This is a genomic window from Paenibacillus sp. FSL H8-0034, assembly GCF_038000305.1.
Lineage (GTDB): Bacteria > Bacillota > Bacilli > Paenibacillales > NBRC-103111 > Paenibacillus_S.
Genome location: NZ_JBBOBS010000001.1, coordinates 2,256,824 through 2,282,373, shown reverse-complemented (window position 1 = coordinate 2,282,373; position 25,550 = coordinate 2,256,824). Strand labels below are relative to the sequence as shown.

Genomic DNA, 25,550 nt, shown 5'->3' with positions numbered 1-25,550 from the left:
ACTTCAAATAGACCATGTACGGGGTGAGGAAATGGCAGCAACGAAACCTACTGTTCATATAAAGAGAAAATACCAATATATCGGCCTGCTTTACATCAGTCCATGGTTGCTGGGCTTTCTATGCCTGGAGCTATATCCATTTATGATGTCCTTTTATTACTCCTTCACATCGTTTGATCTTATCAATCCGCCCAAATTTATTGGCCTGAAAAATTACATTGACATGTTCACCAAGGATGACATGTTTTACCAATCCTTAAAAGTAACACTTATCTATGCGTTGATTGCCGTTCCTGCTAAGCTGGCATTCGCTTTGTTTGTTGCAGTGGTTTTGACTGCGAAGCTGCGCAGCGTCAATATATTCCGGACGGTTTATTATTTACCTTCAATTCTTGGGGGAAGTGTGGCCATCGCCGTTCTGTGGAGATTCCTGTTCATGAAGGAAGGTATCGTTAACCAAATGCTGGCTACGGTCCATATCCCTGGTGTCGATTGGCTCGGCAGCCCGAATATCGCGCTGTACACGATCTCCATGCTGAATGTATGGCAGTTTGGCTCATCGATGGTTCTGTTCCTGGCTGGTTTAAAACAGGTACCAAGCGAGCTGTATGAGGTTGGTCGCGTCGATGGAGCTTCCAAAGTAAGGATGTTTTTTTCCGTCACATTGCCTTTACTAACACCGATTCTGTTGTTTAATATGATTATGCAAATCGTCAACGCTTTTCAGGAGTTTACCGGAGCTTTTGTCATTTTACCGGATGGCGGCCCTTTAAAATCGACCTATCTGTTCGGAATGAAGCTGTACGATGAAGGCTTCAAATTTTTGAAAATGGGTTATGCCTCGTCCCTCTCCTGGGTATTGTTCGCCATCATTATGCTCTTCACCGCACTAGTGTTCAAATCGTCCTCCCAATGGGCTCATTATGAAGACGGAGGCGATAAACGATGAAATCAGAATCGGTTAGAAATTCGATTACGTTCCTGCTGATGTGCATATTCGGACTCATTATGATTTATCCTTTAATATGGCTGTTCACGGCTTCCTTTAAATCCAACGAAGAAATATTCGGCTCGCTGAGCCTTTGGCCCAAACAGTTCCTGTGGGACGGCTATACAAAGGGTTGGGTAGGCTCTGGACAATATTCGTTCAGCCTGTTCTTCATGAACACGTTCAAGCTTGTGATTCCAACTGTAATCTTTACGGTAATTTCCAGCACCATCGTTGCTTACGGCTTTGCCAGATTTAACTTTCCATTCAAAAAGCTGTTGTTTTCCTTGATGATTTCTACGCTCATGCTGCCGAATGCTGTCGTCATTATTCCCAAATATATTTTGTTCAAAAACCTCGGCTGGCTGAACAGCTACCTGCCTTTTATTGTTCCGGCGATGCTGGCGACCAGTGCGTTTTTCATCTTTATGATCATTCAATTTTTCCGCGGACTGCCAAGGGAACTGGATGAATCGGCCAAAATGGATGGCTGTAATTCCTTCGTCATTCTGGTTCGTATTCTGCTCCCGCTGGCGATGCCTGCTTTGATTTCTGCGGCGATCTTTCAGTTCATATGGACCTGGAACGATTTCTTCAACTCTCTCATCTATATTACCAGTGTGAAAAATTTCACCGTGGCCCTCGGCCTGCGTATGGCCCTTGATAATTCGACCAGTGTAGCCTGGAATCAGGTGCTGGCGATGTCAGTAGTCGCTGTGGTTCCTTGTATTCTCGTATTCTTCTTCGCGCAAAAATATTTTGTCGAGGGTATCTCCACTACGGGTATCAAAGGTTAATACGTATTGGCTAAGATTGGAACGGATTATTATATCAAAAGGCAGCTTTTGCAGATTATACTCTCTGCAAAAGCTGCCTTTATGTTATATCTTTGATAAACTAATCAGCGGATTTCCAATACACTGTGAATATGCAGCCTGGGAACTGTCACTTCATATCCCTTATCTGCTGGTCTCAATGCCAACACGTGCCCTTCCGGCTGCTGCACAACTTCTGTAATTCCAGAGCTGTGGAACGTGACTTTAATATCATACACAGGATTAATGGATTCAATAGGATCATACAAAGCTTGCTTGCGGCTGCCTGTGTGACCGTTATGAAAATTGATCAAATGAAGATAGCGGCCTCCGTCCTTCTCCATCATATTAGCTTCCACGGTTGTCGGTGCTTCTACCTTAAAGGGTATAGACGTATCATATTTGTTCAACAGGTTATTCATAATTCGCCGCAGCCAAAAATGGTTGTTGTTCCAATACGCTTTAAAAATCGGAGCAGCTACATACAAAGCCGTTCCCTGTCCATATTGGTTAGCGGTAATCGCCGGAAAATCGCTGACCCTGCCCGCAGGCGGAATCGGGTGCCGAAACGCTCTTTGAGGTGCCGGAACGGTTAATGGCCACTGTACATAGCTTAAAGCTTCTGCCGTGGATAGCTTCACCTTGAGAAACGGTTCTTCCACTAGCTGGGGAATCGATGCGGTACCAGCCCACAGCTCATCATTCTGGGTCATATAAGCAAATGGATAAGGGGTTCTGTCCAAATAGTCCACTCCAAGCACTTCTGCCATCATAAAGTTAGGTGTGGTTTCCGCTCCGGTCAAGCTAGCTTCCCCAGCTGCCAGCAGCAGCCCTCCGTTACGGACGAATTCAGCTATTTTAGCTGTCGATAGCTCATTCAGCCGCACTGTTTCAGGAAGCACAACAACTTGATAATCCGATAAATCCGGAAAATCATTATTGAAGTAGATATCAAACTGGTGATGGCCTTCGATCAGCATTTTGGCTGCACCCATCGTAGCCGCTTCTCCCTGCTCGAAATACCAGTTCTCTGTAAAATTACCGATGAGAGCTATGTGTTTATGAGCGCTGGAACCTATGCACAGATGCTCTCTTTCCTCAACGAAAGAGAATGCTTCCCCGATAATATCGTATACACCACTCTGCAGCTTTCCGCTTGGCAGCACCTGATCACCAACGTTGATTACACCCCCGTTAGCCATGATTGCAGCAAACTCATATTTCAGCTGCTCGGCTGTTTTGCAGCTCATCAGCCCCCATCCCTCAGTAAAACGCACTGTCATCACTTGTACGGGTACTGGAAGGTTGCGTACAAAGCGGGAACGAATGGAATGGCATAGAAACGTTCCTGAGGCAGGCTGGGATTCCCAGAGGCCATAATCGCTTGTTGCATTAATTTCCGCTGGCTCACCCATTTTCCAGGCCCCGTTACAGTTAACGAGGACTTCCGGACGTATCGACTTCACTACATCATAAATTTCCTGCATGCAGCGAGCGGCGGACTGCTTCGCAAACCCATTGACCAGTTTGGGATTGGAAGCAAGCAGTTCAGGTGTCAGCTCTAATTTGTATTCCTGTACAAATCTGCTTTTGCAGTAGCGGCAGAAGCAGTGATGGTCCCATAAATATGGAATATCGAGCAAATAACCGTCCATCGCATATTTGGCCGTAATTTCCCTCAGCTGTGGAATCACAAGCTCTTCGCGGTAAGGGCTGTTGATGCAAGGAAGCTCCCACACTGTTCCTTTACCTCCGCGTTTGCTGCCATCCTTATCAATCTGGTACCAATCTGGATTGTGCTCAACTGCGTAAGCATCCGTACCTAAGGAATAATAGGCGATCACTTTAATACCGTGCTTGTGGGCCTCCTCCAGGACTTCTCCGAAAAAGTCTTGCTTAAGCCCGCTATGCTTGTGACCTACCGTGTTGTCGTAGAAAGCATTGCCGAAATGGCATTTCGTGAAAATGCCGACGACGTTGACTTTTGCCCGGACAAATTCAGCCACAAAGGATTCAGCATCAAAATCATTAATGGCATCGTAAGGAAACTCCGGCATATGAAAATCGACATGCACTTGTCGTATATGACTGCTGAACCAATTATCCTTCAATTGTATGTTCACCTCTCCTTAATAACCTAGTAGCGTATGCTCACAAGTCAGCTTTTGAACAAGCTTTATAGGACACTCCCGGAATCATCGGGAACTGCCTGCATATTGCAGAGCAGTCTGATCAGCAGCTTCTCCTTCATCTCCGCCAATATCTCGTGATAAACGGGATCATCTGCCAGATTGTGCTGCTCGTACGGATCTTCCAATAAATCATATAGAGAGATCCGGTCAGGCGGCAGGTTTACAGGCCTACCGAAGGCTGGCCCATGATAGGGGGCTGCCTGCAGCTCTGTACGAGTATCTCGTGTTAAATCGCCATACATCAGCTTGTATCTGCCGTCATATAGCATCTTATCGCTGCCCATCTCACAGAAAGCATCCTTACGGTGCTGCTGTGTAGTCCCAAGCAGCAGCGGCATCATACTTTTGCCTTGATCGTAATGATGGCTCTCACAACCGGTAAAATTACACACGGTTTGACCAATATCGATAAGCTCAACAATCGCATCACTGACTACACCTTGCCCGATTCCAGGACCAGCAGCAATAAAAGGCACATGAACAGAGCCTTCATACAAATTGATTTTCCCCCACATCCCATGATCCCCTGCATTATCTCCATGGTCTGATGTATACAGGATGACCGTATCGTCTTGCAATCCGCTCGCTTTGAGAGTATCCAACACACGTCCGATCTGGCTGTCTACTTCTGTAATGCAAGCCTTATAAGCAAGCAGCTTGTCATACTCCATATGCTGAACACCCGCCAACGGCGCTGCTGGAATGAGTTCGAGCATTGCATCTGAATCCTCATTGTCATACAAATTCCTGTAGGACTGTGGTGCATCATAAGGATCATGAGGTCCTACAAATCCAAGATGCAGGTAAAAAGGTTTGTCAGGCGACACCTGCAAGAGAAATTCACTGGCTTTGCGAGCGATATAGGCATCCTGGGTATACTTCTGATCCCAAGGCCATGCTTCATTAGGCAGCATCGTTGCATTCCCTTGCCGAAACCGGCCGGTCCAGCTCCGGTAAGCTTCCAGCAAGCCCTGTTCTCTCAAAAAACGGGTATACTGGCATTCGCATCCGATGCTGCCGCTGCCCATTTTGCCCGATGTTTCATGCACATGCTCAAATCCGAGCTGATGAATATCTGCTTCATGGGCGATAAAATCACCATCCCACACATGAACATGATGATGCAGCTTGCCTATCATCGCTGTATGATAGCCATTTCCACGTAATGCGTGCAGAAATGTAGGTGTATGGGGATGTATCGGATGCCGATTCGTAAAGCATCCGGTATTCATCGGGTACCTCCCTGATGTTATAGCTATTCTTGATGGTACACAGAGCGGTGCATTGCAATAAGTCCGTGTAATGAGGGTACCGCGTGCCGCCAGAAGGTCCAAATTCGGAGTCTTAACGCCCGGTGCCCCTGCACAGCCCATGTAATCCCAACGATGATGATCCGAAGTAATCAGGATCACATTGGGTTTCTTCCCTGTTACCTTACCGGTTTCCATCCTACTGCTCCTTTCTCGCTGGATTGACGAGTCAGATGAATGTATAGCCTCCATACCGTTTATTCATCTGACATTGCCATCCAGCTAAAAGATCATTTTTTCGTAAATTTGGCATACTCCGCGTTGTATTCCTCAATGACCTTGTCTCCGCCGTTACTCCTCCATTGATCGATCGCCTTTTTCCAGCCGGCGTCGTCCACCTCGCCGTAAATATACTTTACACGCGCGTCATTGACTAATTTGTCCAGCTCGCTGCCCTTTTCGATCTGTGTATTCGAAACGAGCGGCAGTGTCGGATTAGCTACGGCTATAGACGAATTTTCAACATATGTTTTATTTACTTTTTCATCCATCGGCGAACCAGTCATCAGCTTGGGCTTCCAGTCTGTAATCAGAAGCTCAATAACAGACGTCACTTCATCGTCGTACAATTTTTGATCCAAGCGTACCGGCTTGCCGTTTTCCATTTTATAATGCCGTCCTTCAATACCATTAACTAGCAACTGCTCCAGCTTTGGATCAGACAGCTTATTAATAAATTCAAGCGTATCCTTTAATTCAGCTTCCGTTTTGATACTGGATTTGGGGAACATATACATGCCATTAAACCCATTGGAGGCGAACACTCTCTCCCCCTTCGGCCCTTTGATTCGTGTAACGAAATCAAGCTTGGCATTCGGATTCGCCTGATACAATGCAGTCCAGTTTGGAATGGTAGCATGAGCGACAACAGCCGGGTATATTCCCGCTTTTTCTTTTGCGATTCCATCCCATGCCTGCCCTTGCTGAATTGCGGCGAAGTCCTGGTTCATCAGCTTTTCACTGAACATTTTGCGGTAAAATTTCATCGCTTCCAAATATTCGTCTGTTGTAAAGTCAGGGTACAGCTTCCCATCCTTTACCCCGTAACCGTTAGGAGCTCCAAACCATGCAAGCGCATTGCCAAAACCTTGCTGACTGAGCAGCTTGGGCATAAATTCTACCAGTCCGTACGTATCCTTTTTACCGTTTTTATCCGGGTCCTTCTCCGTAAAGGCTTTGGCCATCTGATACACATCATCAATGGTTTCTGGCGGCTTCATCCCCAAATTATCGAGCCAGTCCTTACGATAGAGAAGCATTTGTAACCCAAGCGGGCGCTGATGCGGCATACCATACAGCTTGCCGTCTGTAGACGCGTTGTAAGTCGTTTGCTCATTGTACAAGCCTTTTAAATTCGGATAATCCTTTAAAAGAGGGCCGACTTCCCAAAACATCCCGGACCGCACCCCCGATAAGATGGTGGAGAGCTTGTTGTTCTGAACGTTCATCACCATAGGGAGTGAACCTGAAGCAATCGTTGCATTCACTTTATTATCGTAAGCGGAATTCGGAACCCAGGTTATATCCAGCTTGGTGTTTGTCATTTCTTCAATCTTCTGCACCATAATATTGTCTTTTTTCGGAGGCTCGGCAAAATAATAGACCATCATCAAACTGATCTTTTTCGGTTCCTTGGGCTGTTCCTTCGGTGGAGTACTGGCCTGCTGTGTGCTCTTGGCTGCCGGAGTTGTCTCTGTTGCTTTGCTGCTTGCTGCATTCCCTCCGCTGCATCCGACTAACAAGCTTGCTGCCACGAGAACAGGGCCGACACTCTTTAAGCTTGTATACCATTGCCGTTTGTTCATTACATTGTCCCCTCCAATAATTTGATTGTAATGCTTTACAAAAACTCAGCCTTTAACGGAGCCTATCATGACCCCTTTTGTAAAATGCTTTTGTACGAACGGATACACGAGTAAGATCGGAAGTGTCGACAAAACAATCATCGCCATGTTAACGGTTTGTGCAGGAATATTAAAGCTGTCCTGACCGGACTCACCTAATCCGCCCTGCGACAATATGATCAACTGCCTAACCAGTACCTGAAGTGGCCATTTCTCGGTATCATTGATGTACAATATAGCTGTGAAATAGCTATTCCAATGAGTCACCGCATAAAACATCACAAAGGTGAGAATAGCAGGCATAGAAAGCGGTATCACAATGCGGAATAAAATGCCGAGATCGTTGCAGCCGTCGATTTTGGCTGATTCCTCCAAGCCCTCAGGCAGCTGCTGGAAAAAGCTTTTCATCACGATCAGGTTAAAGGCATTGATCGCACCAGGAAGCATGAGCGACCAATAGCTGTCCAGGAGTCCCAACGATTTGACAATCAGGAAGGTCGGAATCATGCCACCGCTGAACAGCATGGAGAAGATGACCATCAGCAGGACAGGTCGCCTGCCTTTCAGTTCTTTACGGGCCAACGCATAGGCCATCAGTACGGTAAATGAAATATTAATGAACGTACCTACCACCGTAATATACAACGAAGCACCTAACCCACGAATGACCGCCTCAGATGCCAGTAAATAGCTATAAGCATCGAAGGTGATTCGGGTAGGAATGAGCGTAAAGCCTTGCTTCGTTAATTCGTCCGCAGGGGTTAAGGAACCTACGATGATATATACGAACGGAATGACGGTTGCCAGTGCAAACAACGTTAACAGTGTATAATTGACGCCTTCGAACAGGATGCTGCCCGCTGATTTTCCGATTGCTCGTTTTACCGCCATATGCCGCTGCACGTCCTGTTTTTGTATCGAATCCACGTGTTAGTACACCCCTTCCTCCCCGAACCTTTTGGCGGTATAATTCGCTCCCAATACCAAAACAAGCCCGATCACAGATTTAAACAATCCAACGGAGGTGCTATAGCTAAACAGCCCCTGCTGGATGCCTATGCTGTATACATAGGTGTCAAACACTTCGCCCACCTGACGGTTCAACGGATTGAGCATCAGAAAAATTTGCTCGAAGCCGGTATCCAGAAAGCTGCCTAAACGTAGAATCAACAGGATTACAATCGTGCTTCGAATAGCTGGCAGCGTAATGTGGTAAAGCTGTCTGAGTCGATTGGCTCCATCCATACGAGCGGCTTCATAAAGCTGCGGGTCGACTCCCGCCAGTGCTGCCAGAAAAATGATCGTACCCCACCCCGTCTCTTTCCACATCAGTTCAGAAACAACCATCACCCGGAACCATTTTTCACTGACAAGAAAGTTCAGCTTCTCCCAGCCTAGTGACGCGATCCACTCGTTGACGATTCCACCCTCTGTTGTAAAAAAAATGTACGCAATCCCGACCACCACGACCCACGAAATAAAATGTGGAATATAGATGAGTGTTTGCACCGTACGCTTAAGCAGTTCCTGTCGTACTTCATTCAGCATCAGGGCAATGAGGATCGGTAAAGGGAAAAAGAAAAACAGATTGTAAAAAGCAAGTACAAATGTATTACGGAACAATAACCAAAAAGCCGGATCACCAAAAAATCGATCAAAATGTTTCACGCCTACCCAAGGACTTGCCAAAAAACCTTGGAATACCTGATAATCCTGAAAGGCGATCAATACACCCCACATCGGAATATACTTGAAGATAACAAAGTAAAAAAATCCGGGCGCCAGCATGAGATACAACCAGCGATGTTTAGTTACATAGGTCCATAGATGAGAGTAAGCCAACGTTTAACCTCCTTTTCTGTGTTTATAAGCCGCTTGCCCTCAATATAGAAGCTGCCGATCATAACGTCTACAATCTTTTGGGATCATTCCGCCGCTTGGAGGTCGTGATAATCATTTGGGATCCAGTAATCAATTGAAAAAAACCTCCCGCAGGGGAGGCCTTTCCGTTGTTGTCATGAGCATGGTCAAGCTTTGTACTGCTCCCGGTATTGCCCCGGAGTCATCCCTTCCATTTTGCGGAAATAACGAATAAAATTTTGGGCGTTGTTATATTGCAGTCGTTCAGCTATTTCACTTATTTTCATTGTCGAATGGGTCAGCCATTTCTTGGCCGTCTGCAGCCTGTGTGTGGAAACGTATTCACTAAAGCTGACCCCCACGTCACGCCTGAACACTCTTTTGACATGACTGGGGTGAAAATGCAATCGCGCCGCGCAGGCTTCAAGCGTCAAGTCCGTTTCCTGCTGCTCGTGGATCATTCTTAATACCTGCTCAGTGATCGACGTGTCCTGCACAGTTCTTGATTGCTCAACAGCTTCAAGAATCCTGCCAATAATATCCTCACGAAACCAACGCTCGATATCAGCAGATGAATTCAGCTCCAACAGTCTTTCAAAAAAGGATGGATTGCGGTTGTCATTCCAATCCCACGATACTCCCATTTGGTTAGCCAAATCTATGAATTCAATAAGCAGCCGTATGAACGACACCTGATACTCCTGGTGCGTGCATTCCCGCGAAAAAACTTCCTTCATGAACTGTCCGAGCAGCTCATGCACCCGCCCGATTTCAAGCAGCTTAATTGCATCCAGCATATCCCCGGCAACAGCTTCAGGATAGTAAGGCTTAACATGATGAACAGGCTGTTGATCCTCAATAAAAATGACGGCTTCCTGCCCTGCCTTGATCCGGTATTTCAACGCTTCCTGGCCTTCATGGAAGGCTTTGGGCATGTCGCTCCACTCGGAATAAGGACGGCTGATGCCGATACTGATTTGGAGACCGAGAAAGCTGCTGACGGCAGCCTGAATCTTTTCTGCAGCTGCATACAGCTTGTTTTTAAAATCCTCACGGTCTTCCGTATTACTCCCGACTACCGTTACCTGGGAAGGATGAATCAGTATGGGATTCAGTCTGCTATCGGCGGGTACTAATTCACTTACGATATTATTGATCGCGAACAGCAGTAAATCTTTATCACCTTCACGAAAACGTACCCCTTCAAAGGTATCGATCTGTGTAACCAGCACCGCCTTCATATGCCATTCGGACGGAAATTGCGACCATTTCCATTCCCCTGTGATATCCACTGTATTCACATGACCTTGGAGCAGCTTCAGCACAAAGTAATCCTTTAACTGCTGAGCCTGTCTTTGCATTTGTGTTTCCATTTCATTCTGGGTCAGCCTCATCGTCTGGAACCGCTCGCTAATATACTGGAATTCATCCTGGCTGCTCAGATCATTCACAGAACTGGAGGCGGTGCCGGATGCTCCCCGGACAGCCTCATAGAGCTTACGGATCGGAGTGTACATGTTGCGGGATTGCAGGTAAACTAGAGCACTGGCAACCGCCATAATGCCGAGACAAATGAGAAAAGTAATCCAGCCAATCGCTCTCGACTCACGGGTAACCTCAGCGATCGGGATCAGAGTTACATACTTCCAATCATTATAGGTAGATTGAATAAGGTTGATCGATACCATTTGCTCCATCCACTCGGATTGGAACGTCTCAGGAGGATGATCACTGCTCAACATTTCGCGAAGCGACTCTTTCATCGGAAATAACCGACCGTTAAGAGAACCGTCATGACTGGCTAAAACGTTATTGGTTTCATCCAAAACGAATGTTTTGCCAATCCCCGGGATATTTTCGACCAGTTTGCTGATTTCCCCCGGATTAATTTTGATAACGACTACCATCTGTGGAGCTTGCGAATTCAGCGGCAATCTGCGGATCAATTGCAGACTTTGTCCCTTTCCAATCGTTGTAGTTAAAGGGTTGTTGGAAAAAGAGCCGGTCCAGAAGGAGTTTTTCGTGTTCTTGATATAGATCAGGTCCATATTTACGGCATAATCATCAAACCGGTATACACCACTATTTTCCAAAACCCATCTTTTTGACATATTGATGAGCTGTATATCCTGAATCCCCAGCTCGTACGATTGAATACGCTGTATTTGCTCACGCAGATCCTGGATCAGTTGAAATTCTTTGTAGGAAAGCTCCCGATCCATGGCATTGTTGACCAGCGGCGAACTAACCAATTGCAACGAGGCCGCATCAACGGTTTTCAAAAATTGCTCGATCCGCAGCTTGGTTTGCAGCGTAACCTGCGCATTGCCTTCATTCACTTTTTGAAGCGCAATACCCGAGGATTTATAATAGGAAAAGCCACCAAGCACTATGACAGGAAATATGACAATGAATACGCTGTACCAGAACAATCGCGAAAAATATTTGGACAACAAAATATGCCTGATGTGAATCCCAACCTTTCGCCACTACTTCTACGCTCCATGGTTTACCTGCTTTTATTATAGCAAGAAACTCCAAGTGAATTGAACATAATTGTTGCGTTCGCACAAAAAAAGCACCTCGATGGGTGCTCTTTTATGTGCGAAATGTAGGTTCTTTTTCCTGATGAATCCGTATGCTGACCACAACGGCCATACTCATCATATTCAAAAGTAACGATGTTCCCCCATAGCTGATAAACGGGAGCGTAATCCCTGTCAAAGGCATGATGCCCAGCAGCATCCCGACATTTTCAAAAATTTGAAATACGAACATCGACACCACGCCAACAATAACGTAGGCCCCGCCTTTATCATGGCATTGAATCGAGATAAGAATCATCCGATAAATAAGCACAAAATACAGCAGCAGCAGCACCGATGACCCGACAAACCCAAATTCTTCCGCCAGCACGACAAATATCGAATCGGAATACGCATATGGAATGAAATTGCGGTGGACCGAGGTGCCTTGCAAATACCGTTCCCCTGACAAGCCTCCCGATCCAATTGCTTTGATCGAATTGACCACCTGGAAGCTGTGATCCTTGGAAGCATTATCTGGATCTATAAAGGTATCAATCCGGGTAACCCAGTGTCCTTTACCTTGCAGCTTCAAATATTGCTGAATCGGGTCGTGAAAATGAGTGAATAAATAATAAAATAGAAACAGTCCCGCTATCACCAATAAAAAACCTATTAAAAAGTGCGTATACTTGATGTTACCAATCCACAGCATCCCGACCAAAACAACCAGAAAAATAACAGCATTTCCCAAATCCGGTTGAATCAGTACAAGGACAAAAGGAATAAGTACGATAAATCCTATAGGCACTATGTCCGTCAAAAAGAGCAGCTTTTCTCCTTGCCTTCTAGCCATGAACGCGGCTAGGGCAAGAATGAGCATGAGCTTCATAAATTCTGCAGGCTGGAACAGCAAGTTACCGGGCAGCTGAAACCAGCTTTTGGCACTATTAATTTCCAAACCGAATTTATAGACAAGAATTAATAATATTAGCCCAGCCCCATAAAAATAGGGAGAGATTTTTAATAAAACACGATAATCAACCAAGGCCACTCCGAGAAAGGCCAGTATGCAAATAACATAAATCGTAATCGTTTTTTTCATATCGAACACGATATTGGGATCATCGAGCGTTGCGCTATAAACAAGCAGCGTACTAATAACCATGAATGACAAAAGAATGGCTACGATCAACAAATCGATATTTTTTAGTTTTTGCAGCAAAACATGCTCATCCCATCCCGATAAACTTCTTGAATTTAGTCAATACCCCTGACTTTTCTTCCATTGGCATGAGTGGAACTGTGTCTCCCAGAATACGACGGGCAATGTTACGATAAGCAATTGCTGCCGCAGAATTAGGATTCATAACTGTAGGCTCCCCTATATTAGCCGCTTTGATGACATACTCATCATCCGGGACGATACCGAGCAGATCTATCGCCAGAACGGAGGTGATTTCGTCAATGCTGAGCATTTCACCCTTTTTCACCATACTTTGTCGAATACGGTTAATCACCAGCTTGGGCGAAAATATTTTCTCATTTTCCAGAAGACCGATAATTCTGTCAGCATCACGAACGGCAGCGTTTTCCGGTGTAGTCACCACAATAGCCTTGTCCGCACCTGCAACCGCATTTTTAAAGCCTTGTTCTATACCTGCGGGACAGTCGATAATAACATACTCAAAATCACGTTTGAGCTCCAAAATAATTTCTCTGACTGCTTCGGGAGAAATCGCACTCTTATCCTGAGTTTGCGCGGCAGGCAGCATGTACAGCTCATCGAAACGCTTGTCCTTGACCAGCGCTTGCGCCAATCGACAGCGGCCCTCAGCAACATCGATCAAATTATAAATAATCCGATTTTCCAGCCCCATGACCACATCCAGATTACGCAAGCCAATGTCGGTATCGACCATACAAACCTTCTTGCCATTGAGCGCCAGTGCCGTTCCGATATTAGCAGAGGTAGTCGTTTTACCGACCCCGCCTTTTCCCGAGGTTATGACAATTGCTTCACCCATAGTGCTCAGCTCCTTCATGTTACGGTTCCATAACCAATCTATGCAAATGGTGAATTTTGTCGATTTCCATTTTGCCATCTTTGACATAAGCAAATTCCATAAAAGCTTCGTTCATGCCCCATTCGTCCGGAGGTCGACTAATAATAGCGGATATGCGCAGCTGGGTAGGTCTCAAATGAGAAGCTGCGATAATCGATTTATCGTTACCATTCACACCGGCATGAGCCATTCCGCGGAGCGAGCCCATTACATAAATACTGCCCGTACTAATGAGCTCCCCTCCCGGATTGACGTCACCCAGAAATAGGATATTTCCTTCTTTTACCATCGTTTGACCCGAACGCACAATACCTTGAACCAAATGCACATCACCTGTATTAGATAAAATCGCTACCGGATCCACCGCCTGAGACTCGATGGATTGAATCAACAGATTGCCCTTTTGACCTATGATGCTGCGAATTTGATCTTTTTGCTCGGCTGAGGCAGTACGGGTACCCAATTTGACGTGAACATGAATGATCGGACCCGTCAATATTTTTTGGTGTGTTTTTTCCAGTTTATGGTGTAGTTCCTCGATAATTTCTTCGAATGCGCAGTTATCATCCAGAAGAAATACAAGACCTTCTTTTACACCTTTAATCATCACATGATGTTTTGTAGCCGCCATCCCCGTCCCTACCTCCCTACACCTAATACAATTCGGCCTTTTTCGACGTAACTCCTGCTTGTTCAGTGAAAAATTATTCCTCTGCGTCAGTCTTTGCAGCCTGCATGCTTTCGAACAACTTTCGGACAGGAACGTAGACCATAAGCGCGAATAGGAGGTTAATCAGCATACTCGGAAGCATCTGGTGGAAAAATACCCACTGCAGATCAAGATGGTTGATTTGGAACAGTCTGTACAGCCCATAAATAATGGAATCGAAAAACAAATTTCCGAGTGCCATAACGAGCATACTCACGATAATATTGGAATGAAGACGGCGATGCATCAAGCCAGCCAAATAGCCGGTCAAGCCCATTGCAAATGAAATCGGACCCAGCATAGGTGAGTAATAAATAAAATCCTGTAATAATCCAAAAATAAGACCATAAACCAGCGCCGTATGCCGATTTACATACAGACCGATATAAATCACGATTACAACGATAAAATGAGGCGCCACATAGATTTTGGATTGCCATACAGATGGTATGATCCATTGCAGTATGGTACCCTCCAAAATAAACAAAGCCAACAGGATCAACCAGAGCCATTTACGCATGATCAGCTCACCCCTGCTCCGGTACGATAACGACAAACACCTCACGAAGGTGGTCAAAAGAAGCAAAAGGCTGAATCAGCGCCTCATGCGAGATGCCGAAATTGCCCTGCTTTCTGGAGACAACCTTGCCAATCTCGATTCCTTTAGGGAAAACCTGTCCCAATCCGGAAGTAATCACGGTATCCCCAACTTCCAGCTTGTCATTAGGATCGATCATGGTCATGACGAGAAGCTGTTCCCCAGGATCATAGGATACAATGACACCAAAGCTTTCATTTTCCTTATTCTTGACGGTTACCGAAATCGCCTTGGATTCATTGGCCGTATCATCAATACCTTTGAGCGTCTGAACCGTAGAATAAAAGGAAGATACCTTCTTAACGCGTCCTACCAGTCCCTCCACAGACATTACGGCCATATTCGGCTTGACGCCGTCCTGCTCACCCAGATTGATACTCACTGTATTGTTGAGTAGATCAGGATTAACAGCCACGACCTCCGCAATACGAAAGGTGTAATTGCCTGCCTGCTTTTGACGCTCTGTAAAATTCAAAGCTTCCTGCAGCCGTTTGTTCGTCTGTTCCAGATCATTCAATTTGGTCGTGTCGCGCGCGTATTTCGTCAAGGTTTGCTTCAGTACTTTGTTTTCTTCAAAAATCGTACGCACCTGCCGAATATCCTCAAAGAAACCCGCTATATAGCCAGCGGGCTTATAAATAATTCCTTGCGTCCAGGAGATCGTATCGGTAACAAATTTTTCAGGCCAACTCATTCGCTCACGCTTTCCAAGCGTCAAACCCATCAAGGCAATAAAGCAAATGAAACCCAGCAGCAGTATTAATAATCGTTTATTTCCCAGTAATTTCAAAATAACCACCTTCTAATCTTACGCTTATGGATTTAACGTCTGGATTTACTTGTTGGGCCCGATCTCATTTTGAATAAATGGAGGTGCTCTAGTGCTCTGCCTGTTCCAATAGCAACACAGTCAAGTGGATTCTCGGCAACAAGCACAGGCATCCCTGTTTCTCTTGCCAACAGCTTGTCCAGATTAAGCAGCAGTCCGCCTCCACCTGTAAGCACGATGCCACGATCCATAATATCAGCCGCAAGCTCAGGAGGACATTTCTCCAATGTCACTTTCACAGCTTCAACAATACTATTCACCGTGTCGGTAAGTGCATCCGTAATTTCAGTTGACGTGATCGCCATTGTTTTGGGTAAACCGCTAACCAGATCCCGTCCACGAATTTCAAAACGAACCGGAGGGTCCATCGTCAAGGCCGAGCCGATCTCCATCTTGATTTGCTCGGACGTACGTTCCCCGATCATTAAATTATAGGTACGCTTAATGTATTGCGTGATGGCTTCGTCCATCTCATCTCCCGCAACGCGAACCGAACGGCTTGTTACAATGCCGCCCAAGGAAATGACGGCAACCTCTGTAGTGCCTCCGCCAATATCAACGACCATGCTTCCTGTCGGCTCCCAAACCGGCAGATCAGCGCCAATAGCGGCTGCAAATGGCTCCTCAATCGTATAAGCGTCGCGCGCGCCTGCTTGCCGTGTCGCATCCTCAACTGCTCGCTTCTCGACGGCTGTTATACCTGAAGGCACACATACCATCACGCTTGGACGATGCGGAAACAACCAACGCTGCTTTTGCGCTTGTCTGATGAAATATTTGATCATCGTCGAGGTTGTATCGAAATCGGCAATGACGCCGTCTTTCATCGGTCTGATGGCACGTATATTACCCGGGGTCCGTCCAATCATATTTCTTGCGTCATTTCCTACGGCCTCGATGGTTTTGGTATCTGTCCTTATTGCCACTACCGATGGCTCTCTGACAACGATACCTTTTCCTTTTACATAGACGAGTGTATTAGCAGTTCCCAAATCAATGCCCAAATCTTTCGTAAAACCACCAAACATGCTTGATACTCCCTTCGTTTGTTTCAATTTCTGTTACATCATCCCCTGCTCTTTCAAGCTGATGAAAGCTTGGTCGCCGATAACAATATGATCCAGTACATCAATGCCGATAATTTCGCCCGCCTCTACCAGCCGCTGTGTCAATTGAATATCTTCTGAGCTCGGAGTTGGATCCCCGCTCGGATGGTTATGTACACATATAATCGAAGCGCTGCTTCGTTTAATCGCCGCACGAAATACTTCCCTTGGATGAACAATAGCTGCATTCAAGCTGCCCATGGAAAGTGTTTCCTGACCCACGACATGATTTTTAGTATTTAAAAACAAGCATACAAAATGCTCCTTTTGTAAATAACGCAGTTCTTCCATCATCAAATCAGCTACGTCCTTAGGGGAACGAACCATTACGGTATCATTCATCACACTTCGTGCCAATCTACGACCCAATTCAATGCTGGCTTGAATCTGCAGTCCTTTAGCCGAACCAATGCCTTTGATTTCGGTTAACTGCTCCAAGCTCATATCAACCAGACTGCGCAACCCACCGGAATGACTTAACATGCGCTGTGCCAAATGGACAGCCGACTCCTGATAAGTACCAGTCCTTAGTAAAATTGCCAGAAGTTCCGCGTTGCTTAATGCTTGAGCCCCAACCTGCATCATGCGCTCTCTTGGACGTTCTTCGTTTGGGACATCGCGCAATGTTAAATTGTGCGATTCCATTCGTTCCCCCCTGACATCGTAGGTTTGTAGAAGCTTTATTATAGCATGATGCCGGATTAAAGAACAGTTACGCCCAATTCACCAAGCATTTCGCCAAGCAGGCATAATGGCAGACCCACAACATTGAAATAGTCGCCTTCGATCCGTTCAATCAAGGTCGCACCAATCCCCTGTATCGCATAGGATCCCGCTTTATCCATGGGTTCATTCGTATCGATATACCTTTCAATCTGTAAAGTACTCATTGGCTTCATATAGACAGCAGTAACCCGATGGGCATACAATTCACGTCCCGTACCCAGATCCATACAAGCAACTCCACTGTAAACATGATGGACCTTTCCTTGCAGAGCCTCCAGCATGCGTGCGGCATCTTTACGGTCTTGCGGCTTGCCCAGCACCTGATCACCCAGCACAACAATCGTATCGGAACCAATCACGATCCCTTCTGTCCGCTGCTCGGCTTTAAACATTTCGCAGACAGCTGCGGCTTTACGACCGGAGAGCTGCTCGACGATTTCAGATGGGCTCATTCCCGGTTCTGTATCCTCCTGAACATCACTAACCCGAATTTCATAGGGAAGTCCCAAAGTTTGAATTAATTCCTGCCTGCGTGGTGAGGAAGATGCCAAAATGATTTTTTTTGCGCCAAATATCGACATATATAGACTCCTTGTCTCGAATAGGTTAAAGTTTAAGTAAGTTCATTATAATCTGCGAAAAATCCAAAAAGCCGCAACAAGCCCCACCAAACTGATCAAGTTAAGCTTCATTTGAAATTGGAGATCATATTTGATCACCAGCAAATCCGCTTTTGGCTGCCAGGTAAGATCAACCGACTTTATAAGAAAAGCCAGTGCAGGGACAGAAACCAGCAGCTGACCCACCAGGCTTCCCGCTACTAATCCTATGACGAGCAGCAAGATGAAAGTAAATGTATTCTTTTTCATAAATAGCTACACTTCCTTTACATGTTAAAAAATGAAGCTGTCAAATTGCTGCCGCTACTGCGCTCACCGTATTATAGCACAAGCCTTTATCCTGTAAATACAGCCTCTTTCCTACTTGCTAAAAAACATACCCTGGATGAGCTAAAAGCACTCTGACGAAAGCTTTTAACCCATGCTTATGATGCCAGTTTTCTGGCGAAAACTTTAAGTTTATGCTTACGATGCCAGTTTTCTGGCGAAAACTTTAAGGAGGAACCTTGTTTGATGCGTCGGTCTTATACCCTTATTATTTTTATCCTTGTATGCCTGTTAGCCGCTCCATCCTCGTCATGGGCAATAAAGATTGTTGTCGACCCGGGTCATGGGGGCTCGGATTCAGGAGCTGTCGGAGTCAATGGACTGCTGGAGAAAAATGTTAATCTGGACATTGCCGCCAAATTAACAAAGATGCTGGCAGAGCGCGGCTATGAAACCGCAATATCGAGAGAAGATGATACTTTTCTTTCACTTAAAGAACGTGTTGACTTTACAAACGCGCAGCAGGCTGATTTGTTTGTCTCGATCCACGCCAACGCCATGCCGGGAAATGCCAAAACACGCGGTGCTTTGATACTGTACCACGATAATAATTATCCACAGGAAGACTATCCGGCAAGCCCGGAAATGGCGGAGCTCACCCCGCAGAGCCGAGAGTTTGCAAAGGTAGTTCTGAACAATTTCGTTGATGCTACCGGATTAGAAAATCGTGGCCTTGTAGCGAGCGCTGTTTATGTAGTTCGTATGGGTACGATTCCAAGCATACTCGTAGAAACTGCTTTTCTCTCGAATCGACAGGATGCAGCATTACTGGCCAGTGATGAGGTCAGAACGACTATGGCTCAGGCTATAGAGCAAGGCATTGAAGCTTATATGCCACCGAATACACCGAGCGAGGTGTTCACCGATATGCGTGTACATTGGGCACGGGACGCTGTACTGCGCTTAAAAAGTCAGGGAATTATTGACGGCGTGGGGCGACTGTATAAACCAAACCGTGAGCTGACCCGAGCGGAATGGATGACCTTGCTGGACCGGGTGTTCGATTTATCTACGGTCAAGAAGCCTTCAGCCAACCCTTCCGTTTGCACAAACGGCAGTAACAACCATACGGTTTCTGGTGTGGTTTATAAGAATGGTGAAAGCTGTGTAACACCTGTAAAACCTCTGATGCCGTTGTTCATGGATATAGCCGGTCACTGGGCAAATGCCGCCTTGAACAAAGCCGTAGTGGCAGATGTTCTTAACGGCTACGATGACGCTACCTTACGTCCCGATCAACCGATTACTCGTGCAGAAGTTGCTGCTACGTTTCAGCGCCTTGCTCTGCCTGCCGCCCTTGGACCGTTAGGTACCGCGTCGTTTGCAGACGTACCTGCTGATCATTGGGCAGCCAAATCGATCTACAGTTTACAACATGCCGGCTGGATCGATGGCATAGCGCCAGATCAATTTATGCCGAATCGTGGCATGACGCGTGCCGAAGCAGCCTCCTTACTTGATCGCTATGTTCAAAGCACATCAAAAACGCCAACCCCTCAGCAGCCATAGCTGAGCCGGTCGGCGTTTTTTTCAGCGTGTTTTATGTCAGGTGTAAAGAAACACAACGGACTTCATCATCCCACTTTTATGATGCCGTGATTATTCGCCTGAATTCCTTTTGTGCAAGTGCAGCCTGCAAAATCGCATTTTGCGTTTGCCATAGCGTGGAAGCAGCTGGGCTTTTGCGATACTCATCCAATGAGGCTACAGCTGCATTCATTGCGCTGCTGATTTTAAGAACGGCTGCCTTACCTTCCTCGGAAAGCCCCTCATTCACTCCCGTAGTCATCCCTAGCCAGGCTTGATGAGCAGTTTTGACGGATTGCACCTGTGAAGCATCCATTCCCGTTAATTTAGCTTCAGTTAAATGGGAAACGGTAAGTGGAGCTATTTGCTGGACGAGATTATCACCTTGCGTGATAAAGGCCGACACATTATCCGTTGACTTGCCTGTCCATTTGATTTTCGAAAGCGCAGGCATATCCACACTCTTTATGATTACATCAATATTTTTTTGTTGAAATTGCTGGACGAGCCGTGAGGCCTCATCCCGATTGGAAGCCATGCCTACATAAACAGGAAATTTTTCACCGACATCGCTTACCGCAGCAAGACCTTTTTTCTTCAGCTCCGATTGTGCAGCTGCTGCGCCTTGTGATGTCGAGAATACACCGCTTTGCAGGAAGGTCAATGTTTTTGCAGGCACGTTCACAACAGCCAACGCCCCGCTGCTGACCGATGCCGATGCGGCAATGGAACCCGCAGGATCTGCAGCTTTGCCAGCTGTATTGGACGGAGTCACTGCTCCAGACACCGCGACAGCTTGATCTGTAGGTGCTGATTTGGCTGGTGCCGAGGCATTAGCCATGACATTGGCAGCTGTTGGCACCGTGACGTTTGTTTTATTGGTCCCAGAATCCTGGGAAAACATCGATAGCACAAGAAATCCGAAGGCTGCACCCGTAGCGACAGCTCCGGCAACCGAGGCTATAACCTTAAACCATGAGGCTGCCGTTTTCCTCCTCCGATAAAATGTCTCCTCCGGCACATACCAACGATGATCACGAATTGGATCTATAGGCTCGCCTCGTATAGGATCATTCGAGAATAATAATTCCTCATTTTCCAATGTTCTGTGATTCGGAGCTCCCGTTTCTCGAATAGCGTCAATTTTGGGTTCAACATTTAGTTCATTAGCAGCTTTTATTGAGTCATGTCTGGGTTCATGTCTGGGTTCTCGTCCAAGGTTATGCCGAAGGTCGTACCTATTCTCATTTCTGTTCTCCTTCTCCTGCTGCGTACTATGACCTGACTCACGGATCAGCCTCTCCACTCGCTGAGTTTCCATTTCAAATGAACTTTCCCATCCCCCAAAATCATTCGGATATGGATTTAATGTCTGTGTATCCACGGGGGTGACCTTGTATTCTTCCGGGTGCAGCGGGATTACCTGCTGCTCTTTCGCTTTCCTCTCAGGAACGCCAACGTTGTTTCTATATTCCTGATCAAACCGAAAGGTCATTTTGGCTTTGCTCATTATACTTCGCTCCCTTGTCCAAATTCGTATTATTAGACTATGAAAGAGTGAAGATGAATAGAACAATAACACTAGACTTTCGATAGCAAGGCATAAAAAAGCAGCTGCCTCCTGAACGAATCGATCGTCCGGAAATCAGCTGCCTGTTGGTGTCCATTCAATATTATTGTTTAAGGTGCAGGCGGCGTAAACACCCGGCCTGCAAACTCGGTATCCATCATAAAAAATGCATTACTGTCCTTATCAATACGCTTCAATTTATTAATGATCGTATCAAACATCGCTTCTTCTTCAACCTGCTCATCAATAAACCATTTCAAAAACTGAATCGTCGCATGCTCACGTTCATTCATTGCAATATCCGACAAATCATAAATTCGCTTGGTAACGATCTGTTCGTGCTCGTAAGCACGCTCAAATACGTCCAGCATGGATACATAATCATTTTTGGGATTATCCATACCAATCACAACCGCTCTTCTGCCGCGGTCATTTAAAAACTTATAGATTTTCATTGCGTGAAATCGTTCTTCTTCAGCCTGCACAATATAGAAGTTGGCAAACCCATCCAAGCTTTCACCAGAACAATAAGCAGCCATGGCCAGGTACACATGTGAGGAGTAAAATTCGAAATTCATTTGATCGTTCAGAGCTGTACTTAAGGAATCATTCAACATACGAGCACGCACCTTCCATGGATTATTTTTGTTGTAAACCCCATACGTAAAGTGGGAGTAGTACAACCACTATACACAAAATAGGAGAAAGAATCCACAATAGGCTCAAGCTCATCGTTAAATTATCCTTTCGTATGTAAAATTTCAGCCTATGACCTGCTTCAGCTCTTTATACAATTTACGAGGACTTGAAGCATAAATAACGTTGGATTTACCTAACATAACAAAGCATTGCTTGGAGCATAGCTTGCAGTTCCCGAGACAATCCTGCTTCTTTTGCTTGATTTCGGGAAATCGTTCCTTAATGGATTTGTATACTTTTTTGGAACCAAGCTTCAAGTTTTTACAGCAGTATTTGATTTTTTTCATATCCTGCTCCTTTATCTCACAAGTATACATTTGAATCTGATGATAATAGTTATCATTATCAATGTCAATGTTAATTTATTTATTACAGCTTATTCAAGCAAATTAAAAAAACAAACCTTGACGCTTATTAAAGACGTCTTCGGTTTGTTTCTCTTAAGCTGTATTTTATTTGGATTCTGCTTGTTGATTCAGTGTACGGGCCAATCCTGACGCTGCCTTCCATATATCTCCGGCACCCATCGTAAGTACAAGATCACCGCTCTTGACGTGCTCAAGTAAAAAAGCCTGTACTTCCTCTTTACTCGGAATATAGCGGACATGCTGATTGCTGTTCTGTCGAATCAATTCAACCAGCTTGGAGGAAGTTATGCCTTCAATCTGCTGCTCGCCAGCAGGTGAATATATATCGGTGATGATGACTTCATCCGCTTCAGAGAATGCACGACTGAATTGATCAAACAAGAAGTACGTACGCGTATATCTTTGGGGTTGAAATACAGCAATTATCCTTTTGCCGGTTGCCTTGGCCGCGCTGATTGTAGCTTCAATCTCCGTAGGGTGATGAGCATAATCATCAATGATCAGAATATCATTCACCTCGCCAAGCACTTGAAAACGACGCTTTGCACCACGAAAATCCGTAATAGCTTCCGCAATTTGACTAAAGCTCAAACCTGCTTCCATGCAGGTAATCAATGTTGCCATTGCATTATAAACATTATGTTTGCCCGGTACAGACAATTGGATGAATCCAAGACTGCTGCCCTGATGTTCGACTTCAAAGCTTACCTTGCGATCACCAAGCACGATGTTGCGGGCTGTATAATCGGCATCGGTTTCAATACCGTAAGTAATGACTTCACTTTTAATATCAGGTATCAGCTCTTGAAGATACATATCGTCTTTACAAACGATAGCCTTGCCTTCGTCGCTTACCTGACTCAAAAACTGCGCATACGCCTTTTTCAGGTTCTCAAAATCACCATTGTAATTTTCCAGATGATCCGCTTCAATGTTATTGACGAGCGCTATCAATGGATTGTATTGCAAAAAGGAACCATCACTTTCATCGGCCTCCGCAACGACCCATTCTCCCTTGCCGGCCTTGGCATTGCTGCCAACGTTCATGATTTCGCCGCCAATGATAAAGGTAGGGTCCATTTTGCACTCCTCCAGCACGAGCGCAATCATCGAGGAGGTTGTTGTCTTGCCATGGGCACCAGCGACTGCAATCCCTTTCTTCGCGTTCATCAGACGTGCAAGCATTTGCGAACGATGCAGAATCGGAATATTCCATTCCTCAGCAGCCGCCATCTCCACATTATCTTTAGACAGGGCTGTCGAATAGACGACAACGTCGGCTCCTTTGACATTCTCTGCCTCATGCCCGATAAACACGGTTGCTCCCTTGGCAACGAGCTTTTCCGTTAGCTCCTGGGAAGCAAGGTCAGACCCCGATATACGGTAGCCCATTTCAAGCATGACCTTGGCAATAGCACTCATGCCATATCCGCCAATACCGATAAAATGGATGTGCTCAGATGTATTCACGCAGCTCTCACCAGCCTTTTTCAGAATCGGTTTGATGTAGGATCCAGGATCGGACGTCCCCTATTAAATATAAGGTGCCGGACACAACGGCCAGATCATTCTCTGCCGTTTTGCTTTTCACCAGCTCCAGTGCTGCCTTCCAGTCAGGCTCTACAATGATTTCGATATCGGGAAGGCTCATTTCTTGAATAAGTGAAGCAGCCAGCTCCGCCAGCTTAGCAGCCTCTTCCTTCTTATGCCACACCGGTTCCGTAAGTATTAATGTGTTCACCATTGGTAGTATATGCCGCAAATAACCGGAATGATTCTTGGTGGACAGCATCCCCATCACAAAATGCAATTTGTTGTAGCTGTAGGTGTCGCGAAGCGCTTGTGCCAACACGGCACCACCCTCAGGGTTGTGGGCTCCGTCTATTAAAATACGGGGCTCCGTAGACACCATTTCCATGCGGCCTGCCCAGCTTGTCTCCTTCATTGCGCGCAACAGGACTTCATCCTCGATGATCAGCGCGTAGTATTGGCGCAGCAGTTCAAGGGTCATCAGCGCTAATGAAGCATTTTGCAGCTGGTGAACGCCATTCATGGAAATCGCAACCTGTTCGATCTTGCGAAATGGCCCATCGAAGTTGAAGATCTGTTCGTTTTCCTTGGTTGAGACAGTTTCATAGCGAAACTTCCGTCCGCTTAAATACAGCGTGCAATTCTTGGCTGCGGCCTCCTGCTCAACTACCTCAATCACACCCGGTTGATCGACCGCGCTGACTACAGGAACACCTGCCTTGATAATCGCAGCCTTCTCAGCAGCCACAAGCTCCAGGGAATCTCCCAAAATGTCCATATGATCATGGCCAACATTCGTAATTACCGTCAATATAGACTTTACGATATTCGTAGAATCCAGTCTTCCCCCTAATCCGGTTTCCCAAACCACATAATCCGGACAAGATATTCGAGCATAATAATAAATCGCCACAGCAGTTGATACTTCGAACATAGTTGGCTGCCCCAGATCGGAAGCAGCTACCTGATCGACCAAAGGCTTCAGCTTGTTCACGGCTAGCAGCAAATCCTCATCAGCGATGTTGACTCCGTTATAGCGAATACGGTCTGTATATTTCTCGATATACGGAGAGGTAAAGGTACCCACTCCGTAACCGCTCTGCTTCAGAACCTCTGTGAGATAAGCACAAACCGAGCCTTTACCATTTGTGCCAGCAATGTGAATGAATTTCAAGCGGCGTTCCGGATGCTCAAGCAGCTCCATCAGTTTTTCCATCCGTTTGAGCCCGGGTCTCACACCGAACTTGACCAAGTTGACGATCCAATCTATAGCTTCTTCCGCACTCTGAAAACCATTGGATGATTGTACCTGCGAATCATTCGTCGTACTGCTCATCGAAG

General features: G+C 45.9%; 23 protein-coding genes. 3 read left to right on the top strand and 20 right to left on the bottom strand.

The window, feature by feature from the left end; genetic code table 11:
* The first annotated feature begins 31 nt into the window (after positions 1-31).
* Complete coding sequence (locus tag NST47_RS10365; RefSeq protein WP_341155067.1) at positions 32-949, top strand: carbohydrate ABC transporter permease; 918 nt, start codon at positions 32-34, stop codon at positions 947-949.
* A complete protein-coding gene (locus tag NST47_RS10360) occupies positions 946-1,785 on the top strand; it encodes a carbohydrate ABC transporter permease (RefSeq protein ID WP_341155066.1) in 840 nt (279 codons plus the stop codon). The genes NST47_RS10365 and NST47_RS10360 overlap by 4 nt, the downstream gene beginning before the upstream one ends.
* A 104-nt stretch (positions 1,786-1,889) precedes the next feature.
* Here NST47_RS10360 and NST47_RS10355 read toward each other — a convergent pair whose 3' ends face one another.
* From NST47_RS10355 to NST47_RS10285, 15 genes are all read right to left on the bottom strand, one after another.
* Positions 1,890-3,914: an alpha-amylase family protein gene (locus NST47_RS10355; RefSeq protein WP_341155065.1), complete on the bottom strand. Its 2,025-nt coding sequence runs from the start codon at positions 3,912-3,914 to the stop codon at positions 1,890-1,892.
* Positions 3,915-3,979: 65 nt separating this feature from the next.
* The gene (locus NST47_RS10350; protein WP_341155064.1) at positions 3,980-5,443 is read right to left on the bottom strand and encodes a sulfatase family protein; all 1,464 of its coding nucleotides are present in this window, start codon (positions 5,441-5,443) and stop codon (positions 3,980-3,982) included.
* A 92-nt stretch (positions 5,444-5,535) separates the two neighbouring features.
* Positions 5,536-7,110, bottom strand: a complete 1,575-nt coding sequence (locus NST47_RS10345) for an extracellular solute-binding protein (protein WP_341155063.1) — start codon at positions 7,108-7,110, stop codon at positions 5,536-5,538.
* A 45-nt stretch (positions 7,111-7,155) separates the two neighbouring features.
* Entirely contained in the window at positions 7,156-8,040 is an 885-nt protein-coding gene (locus NST47_RS10340; RefSeq protein ID WP_341159650.1) for a carbohydrate ABC transporter permease, read from the bottom strand.
* Between the two features lie 39 nt (positions 8,041-8,079).
* Complete coding sequence (locus NST47_RS10335; protein WP_341159649.1) at positions 8,080-8,937, bottom strand: ABC transporter permease; 858 nt, start codon at positions 8,935-8,937, stop codon at positions 8,080-8,082.
* 239 nt (positions 8,938-9,176) lie between these two features.
* Positions 9,177-11,462, bottom strand: a complete 2,286-nt coding sequence (locus tag NST47_RS10330; protein WP_341155062.1) for a helix-turn-helix domain-containing protein — start codon at positions 11,460-11,462, stop codon at positions 9,177-9,179.
* A 145-nt stretch (positions 11,463-11,607) separates the two neighbouring features.
* Complete coding sequence (locus tag NST47_RS10325) at positions 11,608-12,759, bottom strand: FtsW/RodA/SpoVE family cell cycle protein (protein WP_341155061.1); 1,152 nt, start codon at positions 12,757-12,759, stop codon at positions 11,608-11,610.
* A 7-nt stretch (positions 12,760-12,766) separates the two neighbouring features.
* Entirely contained in the window at positions 12,767-13,561 is a 795-nt protein-coding gene (gene minD / locus NST47_RS10320) for a septum site-determining protein MinD (RefSeq protein WP_076231549.1), read from the bottom strand.
* Positions 13,562-13,580: 19 nt separating this feature from the next.
* Positions 13,581-14,231: a septum site-determining protein MinC gene (locus NST47_RS10315; RefSeq protein WP_341155060.1), complete on the bottom strand. Its 651-nt coding sequence runs from the start codon at positions 14,229-14,231 to the stop codon at positions 13,581-13,583.
* 73 nt (positions 14,232-14,304) lie between these two features.
* Positions 14,305-14,829, bottom strand: a complete 525-nt coding sequence (mreD, locus tag NST47_RS10310) for a rod shape-determining protein MreD (protein WP_076231545.1) — start codon at positions 14,827-14,829, stop codon at positions 14,305-14,307.
* A 7-nt stretch (positions 14,830-14,836) separates the two neighbouring features.
* Complete coding sequence (gene mreC / locus NST47_RS10305) at positions 14,837-15,697, bottom strand: rod shape-determining protein MreC (protein WP_341155059.1); 861 nt, start codon at positions 15,695-15,697, stop codon at positions 14,837-14,839.
* 32 nt (positions 15,698-15,729) lie between these two features.
* Positions 15,730-16,764 (bottom strand): rod shape-determining protein, encoded by a 1,035-nt coding sequence (locus tag NST47_RS10300; protein ID WP_341155058.1) that lies wholly within the window; start codon positions 16,762-16,764, stop codon positions 15,730-15,732.
* A 33-nt stretch (positions 16,765-16,797) separates the two neighbouring features.
* On the bottom strand, positions 16,798-17,487 hold the full coding sequence (gene radC / locus NST47_RS10295; RefSeq protein ID WP_341155057.1) for a RadC family protein: 690 nt from the start codon (positions 17,485-17,487) through the stop codon (positions 16,798-16,800).
* Between the two features lie 56 nt (positions 17,488-17,543).
* Entirely contained in the window at positions 17,544-18,149 is a 606-nt protein-coding gene (locus NST47_RS10290; protein WP_341155056.1) for a Maf family protein, read from the bottom strand.
* A 45-nt stretch (positions 18,150-18,194) separates the two neighbouring features.
* Positions 18,195-18,437 (bottom strand): DUF4321 domain-containing protein, encoded by a 243-nt coding sequence (locus NST47_RS10285; RefSeq protein ID WP_341155055.1) that lies wholly within the window; start codon positions 18,435-18,437, stop codon positions 18,195-18,197.
* A 264-nt stretch (positions 18,438-18,701) separates the two neighbouring features.
* Here NST47_RS10285 and NST47_RS10280 point away from each other — a divergent pair, with 264 nt between their 5' ends.
* Complete coding sequence (locus NST47_RS10280) at positions 18,702-20,024, top strand: N-acetylmuramoyl-L-alanine amidase (protein WP_341159648.1); 1,323 nt, start codon at positions 18,702-18,704, stop codon at positions 20,022-20,024.
* 76 nt (positions 20,025-20,100) lie between these two features.
* Here NST47_RS10280 and NST47_RS10275 read toward each other — a convergent pair whose 3' ends face one another.
* From NST47_RS10275 to NST47_RS10255, 5 genes are all read right to left on the bottom strand, one after another.
* Entirely contained in the window at positions 20,101-21,552 is a 1,452-nt protein-coding gene (locus tag NST47_RS10275; RefSeq protein ID WP_341155054.1) for an SPOR domain-containing protein, read from the bottom strand.
* 170 nt (positions 21,553-21,722) lie between these two features.
* Positions 21,723-22,229, bottom strand: coding sequence for a ferritin (locus NST47_RS10270; protein ID WP_341155053.1), 507 nt, complete (start codon positions 22,227-22,229; stop codon positions 21,723-21,725).
* Positions 22,230-22,373: 144 nt separating this feature from the next.
* Entirely contained in the window at positions 22,374-22,598 is a 225-nt protein-coding gene (locus tag NST47_RS10265; protein WP_091163585.1) for a DUF1450 domain-containing protein, read from the bottom strand.
* A 165-nt stretch (positions 22,599-22,763) separates the two neighbouring features.
* The gene (gene murC / locus NST47_RS10260; RefSeq protein ID WP_341155052.1) at positions 22,764-24,149 is read right to left on the bottom strand and encodes a UDP-N-acetylmuramate--L-alanine ligase; all 1,386 of its coding nucleotides are present in this window, start codon (positions 24,147-24,149) and stop codon (positions 22,764-22,766) included.
* A gap of 7 nt (positions 24,150-24,156) precedes the next feature.
* Entirely contained in the window at positions 24,157-25,545 is a 1,389-nt protein-coding gene (locus NST47_RS10255) for a bifunctional folylpolyglutamate synthase/dihydrofolate synthase (RefSeq protein ID WP_341155051.1), read from the bottom strand.
* Between the last annotated feature and the right edge of the window lie 5 nt (positions 25,546-25,550).